Genomic DNA, 12,765 nt, shown 5'->3' with positions numbered 1-12,765 from the left:
AGCTATCACCCAAAATCCACGGCATTCACCTTGGAACGTACCTCCATGCTCGATGCTGGCCGTAAGTAGCGCATCGTCGAGGCCATGTCGGCGTGGCCCATAAACGCCTGAGCTGTCCGCAGATCGATCCCCGAGCGCAGCAGCGTAGTGCAGTAGGTGCGCCGGAACTTGTGCAGCGTCCACTGCTCACACTGGCCGCTACTCGCGCACGCTTCACAGTGGCCACAGTTCAAGCCTGCTTTTTTGGCCAGACTCTTCAGGACGCGTAACAGGTGCCGGTTTGGCTTGTCCGACTTTGTGCCCAGCGCCAGCACAGACTTTTCATGCTTCGTGCGCCAAGCTCCCAACTCGACAAGAAGGTCGTCTTGTACCGGAATGTCCCGTTCCTCGCTGTCTTTGACGCGGAATCCGTAAACTGGCTTGCTGCGCACCCGCAAAACTGCATCATGCCAGTCAATATCACGCCACTCAAGATGTACGATTTCCTGGTCACGTAGCCCACACTTGAGCGCCAGGCTGACCACCAAGCGCATGTAGGGGTCAGCGGCCTGCAGGATGGACGCGATCTGCTCACGAGAGTACATGGTAGGCAGTTCCACATCATAGCGCGGCTCGGGCGGGATAATCCCGGCATCTGCTTTAGCAAACAACAGAAACGACTTGAGCCGATTGTGCTTGTTCGCCACCGTGCGCGGCGCGCAGCCACGCTTTCTTAGCGCCTCATGGAAGCGCAGCACGTCCTCGCGAACGATCTCGTCCACGTAGATACGGCGGCTGATCGTCTGGAACTCATTCAACACAAGCCGCGCCTGCATGGCAGCTTCCTTTGCGCCGCGTGCCTCGGCGTCGGCCACGTAACGCCCCGAAGCCTTCAGAAGCGTCTCACGGGCATCGTCGATCTCAATCTTCAGTCCCGCATCCGCCGCCACGGCCACGGCAGTCGCCCGCTTCTCCCGACGCAGCCGCTCCGCGTCGGCCTCGGCCGCATTCGTCCCCACAGGAATGTACTTGGATACCCGGCCCTCATGAACGCGCAGATCGTAGGTATACGGCTCAACAGCCACCTGCTGGTCGCGCACCTGGGCGTGGCCAGGCCGCACGCGGCCATTCTTACCCCGGGCAGCAGGCGAGCGCCGCCACTTCCCCACCGCATCCTTGTAGCGGATCATCAGCGCAACAGATAAATTAGCCATAGCTAGAGTATAAATGCGCGACAATAGCGCGACAAATATTTACTTTTACTTTTATTTTCAACAATTTACATTAACTTTGAGTCGAATCCCTGTCTCTCCTCCATTAAGCTATCTATTATCAATACTTTAGAAATAAAACTCACCCCAGCAAGATTCCCCGCAAATACACTGATTGCTGTCATAGGCAAGAGCAAGGATTTTTTTCGCGCATCACTCCCAGCCGTGCTCCGTTCAGACCTTCTACCCGAAACTTTCATCGACAGCCTGACAATGCGAAGTTCAGCTTGGGAAGTTGACTCCGACAAAGTCGTATGGCCATCCACGAGCGGGACGCTGGCTGCTGCAAATTCAAGAAGTATTATGCAGAAGGGGTTGCAGAACTGGCAGTATGGTCTGCACATCTCCACTCAGAGGCTAGCAGGACTGGCCTTCAGAACCGCCGCTTGCGGTATATTGCAAAGGATTGGGGTGCACGCAAACCCTGGCACAGATGGCCAAGACCAGCGTCCATTCTATATATGTGGCATGCAGCGCCCAATTGTAACTTTACATTGAGTAGAATGCGCTTGCAATCACCCGCGATGAGATACATCCACACCGCCCTCTAGCAATCTTCTGGCACCCCGAACAGAGGATCACATCAGAGGCTCTGTTTTCTCTTCTACAAAAGTTCTATGTCGTCCCCCTGCACAGGCCTTGCGTTCCTGAGGGAGCTACTATGTTTAGGTTTAGGGTTAGCAGGCAGCTCCAAGAGGACTCCCCGCAAGAGATTCCGCTGGCAAAAGAAGCTACACTGGATATTCCTTTGCCGCTACTCAGTAGTAATACAGGGTAGCGGCCACTGGCGCAGGTTCCGTCGCGGCAGAATTACCGTGAAGAACAGACGCGGAAGAATGACTTACAGACGGGGAAAGGAAAAAGTGAATTGGAATGTGGCAATACTTACATGTGGTTCTTTGCGTCCGACTGGAGGGTTCATCGAGAGTCCAAACAAACGTGCGCAGACACTCAGGACAGGCAATCGTAACGAGTGCTTCTGGGGGAGAGCTATTTTCATTGCGATGAATCCAGAGAGGCTCTTTGGCACTGGATGCATCCGAGGCGCGTTGCTTGATGGATGGTAGAGTCAGGAGGATATGAAGCAGCGCACTTATCCCAGAGCCTTTTGCGTAAAAGGCATCCGCGGTAACTCCAGCAGGAGTTATACTGCCATCCAATGCCCCACTCATGGCAACTGTATGAATCGCTGGAAATCGCCGTCTGACCACCGAAAGCAGTTCGAAACCAGACATACCTGGCATATTGAGATCGGCAAGAAGAATATCCGGTATCTCCTGACGAATTTCATGGAGTGCAGAGAAACCGTCTTCGGCAAACTGTATGGTGTACCCCGCTTCAACGAGATCTGCCGATAAAGCTACTCGAACTGCCGGCTCATCATCGACGATGAGAAGTTTTTTACACACATCAGGCATGGCACTGCCTTTTAGAACTTCTGCTGCTTTCTGTTTTGAGTATGGCGACAAATTAATTAGAGTGCTGATCAATTGTGAACAAGTTTCTAACTTATTAATTCTCCGCAAGAATACAGGAAGAACTACCTCTCTGAAGGTCCGAAACGCCCCTGTTTATCCGATTTATCTTCCGGCAAGCGGTCATGCAGGACTACATTGAGCAAGGTTGGATGCACCCGTATGCGGCCCTTGTAATCGATAAAACCTAGTTTACGAAATTGGTTCATGAAGAAGCTTACGCGGGATCGGGTAGTGCCAACCATCTCCGCCAGAACCTCTTGAGATATCCTGGGGAGCAATGGGTCCGGATCCCCTCGTTGGCCAAACTGAGCCATCAGCAGAAGAATTCTTGCCAGGCGCTTCTCACTGGAATTGAAAAGTTGATCGATTAGATCGGCCTGAATACGCATGCTGCGAGAAACCAGATGCTTTAGAAACAGATCGGAGAAAGTGTGCTCCTCATGCATGATACGCACCATATCCTGCCGCCCGATCTTGAGTGCAGTACAGGCCGTAATTGCCGTGGCAGTGGACAGACGAAGACCAGGAACCGAGACGAGCGACTCCTCCCCAACAAAGTCGCCCTCAGCTAAAAGCGTTGCACTGTCTCTGTGTCGACGATGTTGCTCATAGCATCTCCTTCGCTACCCCACAATGTGCCTAGGACATAAACCCTACGTTCCGTATGGCATCCGTGCAGCACCGATAACTCAAGATTCCCGATCCCCCAGGAACAACGCATGGATAGCCCTTATTCCTCTCGCGACAAACGCAAGGTCCATCCTTCTTCTGATGGTAGGAGTCGGTCGGTTCACAACCAATGGAAGGTCCTGCTTTATCCGTCCTCAAATGCCCGTATTCGTTGCGCTCACACTCCCAGCGGAATTCAAGAAGGCGAACACAGCGTCCGAACCTGGGGTATGAAAATCAACGTTGATTCCCTATTTTTTACGTTAACAATTCCGATAATCATTTTCTGAGCAATCAAGCTCACTTTACAAAGTTCGCGTCCTTTTCATTGCCAATATCTGCCACAACAACTCCGGAAGGTGCCATCAAAAAAGATGAATCCGCAGTGTTCAATAGCCTGTGGGTCATTACCTGGAAGTGGTATCCCATCACGGCCAACGTCATTGCAGAACCAAAACTACGCCGATAGCGCGTAGCCGCAGTCAGCAGAAACTTCCAGTAGCTCCAACGTTGCCGGCTGAAGATGCCCTGCCGGAGAATCGACGTAAACAGAGCGCGGACGTTGTCGCCTGTAACCCAGGATTGCTTTTCTTGCTGTTCTCCCGGCTTTGGTTGGGTGCGGCTCAGGTAGAGCTTTACGCGCTCGTAATAGGCCTCGCAGCTGTAAATCTCTTTAAGCACCGAGCGATAACCTTCGACCAGCCGCCTTGCATCCATGCGCGGCAAAAAGTTCAGATGCTCACTCGTATTGTTTCCATGCCCCACATCCAGGATGCGGCCCTCCTTCCACAAGCGCCGGAAGAGTTGCGTGCCCGGCATAGCCTGCAGGAGTCCTACCATGGCAATGGGAATGCCGCTTTTCTGAATAAATTCCACCATACGATCAAAGATGTCGGCATGATCCGTGTCAAAACCAAGAATGAATCCGCCCATCACCTGCATGCCGTAACTCTGGATGGACGCGACACTCTCCAGCAGGCTGCGACGTGTATTCTGCAGTTTGTTGCTGGCAATCAGGCCGGATTCATCGGGTGTCTCAATGCCCAGAAAGACCGACTGAAAACCGGCGTCTTTCATCAACTGCATCAACTCCGGGTCGTCGGCCAGGTTCAGCGATGCTTCGGTAATAAAGCCGAAGTTTATCTTTGACTGTCTTCGCCATTCGGCCAATGCAGCACATAATTCTTTGGCGCGCAGCTTGTTGCCGATGAAGTTATCATCCACGATAAAGACCGTATCCCGCCAGCCCGCGGCGCGTAGCTGATCCAGTTCAGCAAGCACCTGCGCAACGGCCTTGGTGCGTGGCTTTCGGCCATAGATTTCAATAATGTCGCAAAACTCGCAGTTAAATGGGCAGCCGCGTGAATATTGCACGGTCATGGTTGAATAGCGATCCATTTTGATCAGACTCAGGTCGGGAATCGGGCTGGTCGACAGGTCCGGTTTTTCACTGGCCTGATAAACCGGCCGGGCTGTGCCCTGCTCCAGATCCTGCGCCAAACGGGCAATCAATTCTTCCGCTTCGCCAATCACTACATGGTCTGCTTTGAGTTCCTCTGGAGGAACACTGCTGGCGATGGGCCCACCCACCACGGTCTTCAATCCACGCGCCCGGCAACGCTCAATCACTGCGGCAAGGTCTTCGTGCTGAATATGCATGCCACTGAGCAAAACCACATCCGCCCAGTCAAGATCGCGGTCGCGCAGCCGCTCAACGTTTGTATCGACAAGGCGCTTCTGCCACTCTTTCGGCAGTAGTGCGGCAACAGTCATCAGGCCAAGAGGAGGCTGTGCAGCCCGCTTGCCCAGGAAGGCCAGGGCATATTTAAAACTCCAAAACGTTTCGGGAAACTTAGGGTAAATAAGAAGGGCATTCATCAGCGCCTCTGCGGGGGGAGAGCGCTGCGCGGCAATATCAAGTAAGTTAAAGGTCGTGCTTCCCAGACTGGAAGCGATTGCGGCCATGCACGATGCAACGGATCAATCCCGCACCAATTGTCTCACCTTATAAAGCAACCGTGCGAAAATGTTTTTACGTACAGTGTGCGCTGCGCTGTAAAAGCTCAATCACTGCAGAATCAACGCCCATAATAAAAACGGCACGTACTTCGATTCCAGCGTATGCTCAAGTTAGTTGTACCTGCAGCCTTCTCGCCTTCAGCATTCCAGGCTTCGCTTTGGACGAGCCCCGTTCAAGTAAGCAACCACGCCCCTGGAGTAGCTATGAGTTTCCCCAAAAAGAGCGATGTGAAAAGTCATTTTTCTCCTCGTAACAACGGAGAAGTTCATCTGTTTCTATCTGTAAAGAATCAGGAAGAGACCTATCTCTCCGAAAAGAAGGATGACCCGGTTTCAGCAGAACAGATCTCTCCATCTACCCCCATAGAACTAGAAAATTCCGCCCGGAATGGCGATGTGGCGCGAGACTCTACTCACTTTCCAGCAAGCGCGCAGAGCGTGAAAAAATGAACCGGCACGCGGTTTTCCTGCGCGGCGGATGTACTCTTCCCAATCGGCTGAATCCGCTCCGCAAGCCACTCGATAATGACTGGGCACTGATTGTAAATCTAGTCGCACCTATCTTCAGCACAATGATTTGCAGGGCAGGATGGAACTTTACACAGACGCAGGATTTTTGTGTTCGTAGGGGTTTTGGCATCACCCGGAAAAATGCCACCGACCGCGCGGTGATTCATGCCCTTGATGGCATCGCCCGGCGGTTCAACGCTGCTGAACTGGAGTCGGTGCGGGTGGATGCTTACCTCGGCTTCCATATAGCCACAGTCACACTGCAGCCCCGCCTGATTCATCAATAGCCACACTCCTGCGTGGTCAAACGTATCAGGGCATCACTGAGGACAGACCCGTTCCATAGCTATTCAGTATGCCAGGCATCGCACCTCCCCGAATAACTGCCGCAAAGTGCAATGCGGAGCCGAATGAAAGCAGGCACCATGTACCCTATTAAAGTTACAGACCAGGTAAAACTTACAGGATGTCATGCGTCAGCATCCTTGCCTCCATACGAGTCGACGGCCACTCTTATCCCCTTGCCCACACGCATTGCGTTCATCGGAAACTACCTTCCTCGTGAATGCGGCATTGCCACGTTCACAACCGACCTATGCACGGCGCTCGCCTCCGAATATGGACAGGAGCGTCTGTTTGCCATTCCTGTCAACGATCCGGGATCGCACTATGACTATCCGGGACAAGTGCGTCTGGAGCTTGAGCAGAACACTCGGGAATCCTATGAACGCGCCGCTGACTTTCTTAACTTCAACGGCAACGATCTGGTCTGTTTACAGCACGAATACGGAATTTATGGCGGAATTGCCGGCGACTACATTCTAACTTTGCTGCGTAAGTTGAAGATGCCGCTAGTTACAACCTTGCATACCGTCTTACGCACTCCCGATGCGGCTCAGCGCACCGTACTTGAAGAAATTGGAAGACTTTCTGATCGCCTTGTGGTCATGAGTGAGCTGGCCGCCACACTTCTGCGTGAGGTGTATGCGGTACCCGGCGAAAAGATCGATGTGATTCCCCACGGCGTGCCCGAAATGCCCTTCGTGGATCCGAATTACTTCAAGGACAAGTTTGGCACGGAAGGAAAATCCGTTCTTCTGACCTTTGGTTTGTTGTCTCCGAACAAGGGCATCGAGAATGTCGTGCGGGCGCTTCCCGCCATCCTGAAAAAACAACCGAACGTGGTGTACATCGTCTCTGGAGTTACCCATCCGCACATTCGGCAACGTGAAGGCGAGCAATATCGCGAGAGCCTGAAGGCGTTGGCAGAGCAACTGGGAGTTTCAGCGCAACTGATCTTCAATAACCGCTTTGTGAGCACGGAAGAGTTGATTGAGCATGTGGGTTCGGCGGACATTTACATTACACCCTACCGGCAGGAAGCGCAGGTGGTCTCTGGCACACTGGCCATTGCGCTGGGAGCAGGAAAAGCCATCATCTCCACGCCCTACTGGCACGCCAAGGAGTTACTGGCGGAGTCGCGCGGTGTGATTGTTCCCTTCGACGATCCGGATGCGATTGCGCAGGAGGTTCTTCATCTTCTTGAAAACGAAGCGGAGCGCCACGCCATGCGCAAACGCGCCTATCTGTTTTCGCGCGCGACAGCCTGGCCAAAGACGGCGCATGCCTACATGGCAAGCTTCCAGAGGGCGCGTTTTGAGCGTAACCAGCGCCCCCGCCCAGCGCAACTGGACGAACTGCCTCCCTGCACGTTGAACACATTGCCAGTGCTGAACCCCGCGCACCTCATCCGCATGACCGACGACACCGGCATGCTGCAGCATGCAATCTTCTCCGTGCCCAATACGCGCGAGGGATACACGACCGACGATAACGCGCGCGCACTTATCGTCTCGAATGCGTTGAACGAAGCCACCCTCTACACCAACAGCGAGGACTACGCGCGGCTCTCGCAACGCTATCTGGCATTTTTGTGGCTTGCCTTTCACTCCGACACCGGACGCTTCCGGAACTTTCTTGGTTACGACCGGAAGTGGCTGGAAGAGGTGGGTTCAGAAGACAGTCATGGACGCGCCTTGTGGGCCTTGGGCTCCGTGCTGGGACACTCACTGGATGCAGGATTACGCGGTGCTGCAGGCCGACTTTTTCAGGCCGCCATGCCGGCGACACTATCCTTCAGCAGTCCGCGCGCATGGGCCTTCAGCATTCTGGGCATGCAGGCTTATCTGGACTGGTTCCCCGGCGACCGAACGCTGCAGGGAGCACGCAACACGCTGGCCAACCGGCTATTAAGCATCTACCAAAAGAGCAGCACCACAACCTGGCAATGGTTTGAAAAGAGTCTTTCCTACTCCAACGCCAGACTCCCGCAAGCGCTGATGCTAGCCGGATGGCGTAGCGACAATCAGCAGATGATCTCCGCCGGCACCGAGTCTCTCCGGTGGCTTTTGTCGGTGCAGAAAAATGGCAGCGATGAAATCTTTGTACCCATCGGCTCCAATGGTTTCTATCGTGAAGGACAGGAAAAAGCCCGCTTTGATCAACAGCCCGTTGAAGCCTGCGCCACCGTCTCCGCCTGCCTGGAGGCATACAAGCTGACGCACGAACCTCTTTGGCTGGAAAAAGCACAGCACGCCTTTGAATGGTTTCTGGGCAAGAACGATTTACAGGTTCAGCTTTACGATACGTTTACCGGAGGCTGCAGGGACGGGCTCCATCCCGACCGCGTCAATGAAAATCAGGGGGCCGAATCAACGCTTTCCTTCCTGATGGCACTGCTTGATATGCGCGAAGGAAATGTAACTGACCTGAACGAACTGCATCTGGAAATGAGATCCCATTGAACAGATGGAACTGGCCAAGCTGGCTGCCCCATCTGATTCTGACTTCGCGCAAATGCCCTTGCTGCAACTCCGCCCAGTTCAAGGCGGCGGAGATGCGCCCCATCGACGAGATATTTCGCATGTTTGTCTTGCGACCGATTCGTTGCATGTTCTGCTGGCGACGCTACTACTGGTTTGCGCTCCATGATCCCAAGTAATCCCATACTGACTCTCTGAAGAATGCGGAAGATGTACCCAGCTCAGATTTCAGGTACCATTGCCCAGCCCACAAAAAATAATTAATACTTGACACTGCGCCCAGCTCATGGCTGAATAGCAGCATATGGTTTTGATTCTCAACAACCCGAGGCTGAATTCCATGGCGTCCACGTCGGCTCCCCGTCGCGCGTGTCGTTGTTGTTAAAGCACTCCCTGTAAATCCCCTCATTTCCCTTTCACTTCATCGGCTTTCAGGCATCTTCGCAGTGCTGCACCCGCAGCTGTGAGGCCGCGTTTGCACTCTGCAACGGCTGTGCCTCAAAGCCGTAATCCAAAGCAAATCAGAAGAGAGGAAAATTGATGACTTTGATGAAGCAGAGCACTTCCGCCATGGCCAACTGTTGTCGCAAGAGCCTCCAGTTCCGTCTGGATCTCTTGGACGTCGTGGCCAAGTGCATCTACTCCACCTAGCAGGCATAAGCGCCAAGACGCGCAAAGCCAGGGCTCACGACATTCCGTCGTGAGCCCATTTTCTTGCGGCAAAGTTAGCCGCTTTCGGAGGCAGTAGTGTTGAATTTCTTGCAAAATATGCGCAACCGTGCTCACCAGAACACAGGATTGCAGATTGTTCTTTTTGTTCTGCTGGCAGCCATACCAGCATTTGCCCAAGTGGAAAAGGGCTTGATTACCGGGCAGGTGAAGGATGCTTCGAGCGCAGTAATCGGACAGGCGCACGTTAAGCTGAAAAACATTGCAACCGGCATCGTAACGGATACCACCAGCGACGGGCAGGGCATCTTCGTTTCACCGCCGCTTACCCCGGGCGACTATGACGTGCAGGTGAACGCACCCGGCTTCAAAAGCGTGCTGAAGCACGTTCGCCTTGAAGTTGCACAACGCATCTCGGCTGAGTTTGTGCTGGCGATTGGCGGGGCAACCGAGACGGTTGAAGTGGAAGCCACCACCGTACAGTTCGACACTGACACCTCAACGGTTTCCAACCTGCGCACGCAGGAGGCGGTCCGCAATCTGCCTCTGAATGGCCGCAACTTCACTGAACTGCTCGGACTGGGCGCGGGCGTTGTACCCGGCCAGTCGCAGCTTGCCGGCAGCATTCCCTACGCCCAGCAGCGTGGCCCGTCAGCTTACGTCATCAACGGTCAGCGCCTCACCGACAATCGCTTTCTGCTGGACGGCATTGGCGACAACGAGAACCACAACGGCCTGGGCGTCATCATCTTTCCTCCCATCGATGCGGTGGAAGAGTTCCGCGAAGAAACCACCGACGCCGATGCCCGTTACGGACGTGCCGCTGGCGGCGTCATCAACGTGGTCTTCAAGTCGGGCAGCAATCAGTATCACGGCGAAGTTTTCGACTTTCTGCGCAACTCTTCACTCGATGCGAAAAACTACTACGACGCGGCCAAGCCAGGCTTCCGCATGAACTCCTTCGGCGCGACCTTCGGTGGTCCGCTCTGGCACCAGAAGAATCCGCGTACCTTCTTCTTTGCCGATTACGCCGGGCAGCGCACCGGCCAGGGCCTAACCTACATCAGCACCGTTCCTGACTGGGGTCCGCAGGGTGTGGGCGACTTCTCCTACTACTCCACCACGGTCAAAAATCCGACCACGGGCACGGCCTTTTCCGGCAACGTGATTCCCTCTTCCTATCTGACTTCGGCCCAGTCCATCGTCGGACAGAATATTCTTGCCCTCTTCTCTAAGTACGCCAGCCCTAACATCGCCGGCACAACAACGGCCAACAACTATCGCTACTCGCCGCAGCGCATTGACAATAGCAACGCCTACGACGTGAAGGTCGATCATCAGTTCTGGCAATCCGACAACGCCTTTGTGCGCTTTAGCCATTCCTACGATGACATTCTTCAACCGGGCACTTTGCCTACGCCGCTGGTGGGCGCCAACATCAGTGGTCCTGCCCAACAGCCTGCCTATCAGGCAGTGCTGAGCGAGACGCATATCCTTTCGCCCTCGCTGCTCAACACCGTGCGTTTTGGCTGGTCGCGCATCTTCATCGCCGCGCAGAATTTCGATCAGGGACTTGGCCTTTCCACCACACTCGGCATTCCCGGCGTCATCCAGTCGAACGACGTGGCGCATACGGATGGTTTGCCGGTGCTGTCGACCACCGGCATTTCATCGATCGGTGATGCTTCCAACAGCCCCGCGCAGATTGGCACCAATAACTACCAGAGCAACGACAACGTGAGCTGGCTGCACGGTAAGCACTCCTTTGATTTTGGCGTAGAGATTGTGCGTCTGCAATACAACATGTACCAGACCGCCGCCGAGCACGGCACAATGGCCTTCACCGGAAACTTTACCGGCCTGGGCCTGGCCGACCTTCTGCTGGGCGCGCCTTACAGCGGAACCTATGAGTATCAGCAGGGCACGCGCGGTTTTCGCCAGCTGGACCTATCGGGCTACGTGCAGGACAGTTACAAACTGAACAGCCGCGTGACGCTTAACCTGGGCCTGCGCTACGATAACTTCCTTGGCTGGCCGTGGACCGAAGTCAACAACAAGATGTATCAGTTCGATCCGTCCATTTCCACCACGCAGGTCTTTCAGGTGGGTAGCAACGGCGTCTCGCGTTCGGGTGCCAACGGACAGAACCTAAACTTCTCGCCGCGCGTAGGCATCTCCGCCCGCATCTTCGAAAAGACCAGCTTCCATGCGGGTTACGGCATCTACTACGAAGCCCCCACCGTCACCAACTCTTCGGGTTTGTCGATGAACGCTCCGGCCATTGATTACTGGGCCTTCAACAATGCCAATGGCTATGCGGCAACGGGTTTCAACTGGGTTTCAAATGGCTTCACGCACACCCGCGACACCACCGGCGCACCACAGGGGGCTCCGCTCTTCGCTCAGGACCCGCACGCCAAGACGCCTTACAGCGAACAGTGGCACGCCAGCATCCAACAGCAGATTGGCAGCACCAACCGCATCACCATCGCTTATGTGGGCAACGTTGGTGTGCATCTGCAGGGCCTGTTCGACATCAATCAGGCCACGCCCGGCACAACGGCACTCAGCACGCGGCGGCCCTATCCTTACTTCGCGCAAATCTGGCAGCTGAAGACGGCGCTGGTCTCCAACTACAGCGGCCTGCAAGTAACTGCCGAGCGCCGCGGCAAGAACCTCAGCTATCTGGCCAGCTACACCTACAGCCACGCGCTCGACGAAAACTCCAACAATCTTGGCACCGTAGTGAACTCTTATAATCCACACGCCGACTACGGCAACTCCGACAACAACATTCCCAACCGCTTTGCCGCCAGCGTCAATTACACGCTGCCCTTCACGCATGCAGGCAGGTTGAAGCCGGTGGTTGAGGGCTGGCAGGTAAACGCCATCGCCACCTACTCCGACGGCATTCCGTTCTCCATCACCACCGGCTCCAACAGCCTGGGCATCAGCGATGCTATTACGACCCGCGCCAAGTTCATCGGCACCAGCGGCAACGGCGCACTGCCCACCGGCCAGCGCACCATCAAGAAGTGGTTCAACACGGCCGACTTCTCCAACCCCGGAACCGATAACTGGAGCGACTATAACTCTGGCCGCAATATTCTGCAGGGTCCCGGCACCAAGGACATTGACTTCTCGCTCTTCAAACACTTCGTAATCAAACAGGCGCAGGCGCTTGAATTACGCGCTGAAACCTTCAACCTGTTCAACACGCCGCAGTTCAACAATCCTAGCGCTGTGGTTGGCACCTCGACCTTTGGCACCATCTCTTCGGCAGGCTCACCCACCACGCTGCAGCGCACCTCGCGCGAGATTCAGGTGGCGGCCAAATATACCTTCTAA

General features: G+C 54.7%; 9 protein-coding genes. 5 read left to right on the top strand and 4 right to left on the bottom strand.

All coding sequences use genetic code 11. The features are described 5' to 3' along the window. Positions 1-5 precede the first annotated feature (5 nt). The 4 genes from ACOBR2_RS06360 to ACOBR2_RS06345 all read right to left on the bottom strand — a co-directional run bounded on the left by ACOBR2_RS06360 (position 6) and on the right by ACOBR2_RS06345 (position 5,362). On the bottom strand, positions 6-1,193 hold the full coding sequence (locus tag ACOBR2_RS06360; RefSeq protein WP_420239205.1) for a tyrosine-type recombinase/integrase: 1,188 nt from the start codon (positions 1,191-1,193) through the stop codon (positions 6-8). Positions 1,194-2,008: 815 nt separating this feature from the next. Further along, positions 2,009-2,740: a response regulator gene (locus tag ACOBR2_RS06355; RefSeq protein WP_420239204.1), complete on the bottom strand. Its 732-nt coding sequence runs from the start codon at positions 2,738-2,740 to the stop codon at positions 2,009-2,011. A 50-nt stretch (positions 2,741-2,790) separates the two neighbouring features. Further along, positions 2,791-3,186, bottom strand: coding sequence for a Crp/Fnr family transcriptional regulator (locus ACOBR2_RS06350; RefSeq protein ID WP_420239203.1), 396 nt, complete (start codon positions 3,184-3,186; stop codon positions 2,791-2,793). A gap of 511 nt (positions 3,187-3,697) precedes the next feature. After that, positions 3,698-5,362, bottom strand: coding sequence for a B12-binding domain-containing radical SAM protein (locus ACOBR2_RS06345; protein WP_420239202.1), 1,665 nt, complete (start codon positions 5,360-5,362; stop codon positions 3,698-3,700). A gap of 258 nt (positions 5,363-5,620) precedes the next feature. Between ACOBR2_RS06345 and ACOBR2_RS06340 the strand changes: the two genes are divergently transcribed. The 5 genes from ACOBR2_RS06340 (at position 5,621) to ACOBR2_RS06320 (ending at position 12,765) form a co-directional block, all read left to right on the top strand. Continuing rightward, positions 5,621-5,866, top strand: coding sequence for a hypothetical protein (locus ACOBR2_RS06340; RefSeq protein ID WP_420239201.1), 246 nt, complete (start codon positions 5,621-5,623; stop codon positions 5,864-5,866). Beyond that, positions 5,863-6,213, top strand: a complete 351-nt coding sequence (locus ACOBR2_RS06335) for a hypothetical protein (RefSeq protein WP_420239200.1) — start codon at positions 5,863-5,865, stop codon at positions 6,211-6,213. The genes ACOBR2_RS06340 and ACOBR2_RS06335 overlap by 4 nt, the downstream gene beginning before the upstream one ends. 234 nt (positions 6,214-6,447) lie before the next feature. Then, the gene (locus ACOBR2_RS06330) at positions 6,448-8,730 is read left to right on the top strand and encodes a glycosyltransferase family 4 protein (protein WP_420239199.1); all 2,283 of its coding nucleotides are present in this window, start codon (positions 6,448-6,450) and stop codon (positions 8,728-8,730) included. Then, positions 8,727-8,927, top strand: a complete 201-nt coding sequence (locus ACOBR2_RS06325; protein ID WP_420239198.1) for a hypothetical protein — start codon at positions 8,727-8,729, stop codon at positions 8,925-8,927. Before ACOBR2_RS06330 ends, ACOBR2_RS06325 begins: the two co-directional genes overlap by 4 nt. 568 nt (positions 8,928-9,495) lie before the next feature. Further along, positions 9,496-12,765: a carboxypeptidase regulatory-like domain-containing protein gene (locus tag ACOBR2_RS06320; RefSeq protein ID WP_420239197.1), complete on the top strand. Its 3,270-nt coding sequence runs from the start codon at positions 9,496-9,498 to the stop codon at positions 12,763-12,765.

Origin of the sequence: Telmatobacter bradus (assembly GCF_048629425.1) — a bacterium.
Lineage (GTDB): Bacteria > Acidobacteriota > Terriglobia > Terriglobales > Acidobacteriaceae > Telmatobacter > Telmatobacter bradus.
This window is presented reverse-complemented; position numbering and strand designations above follow the sequence as displayed.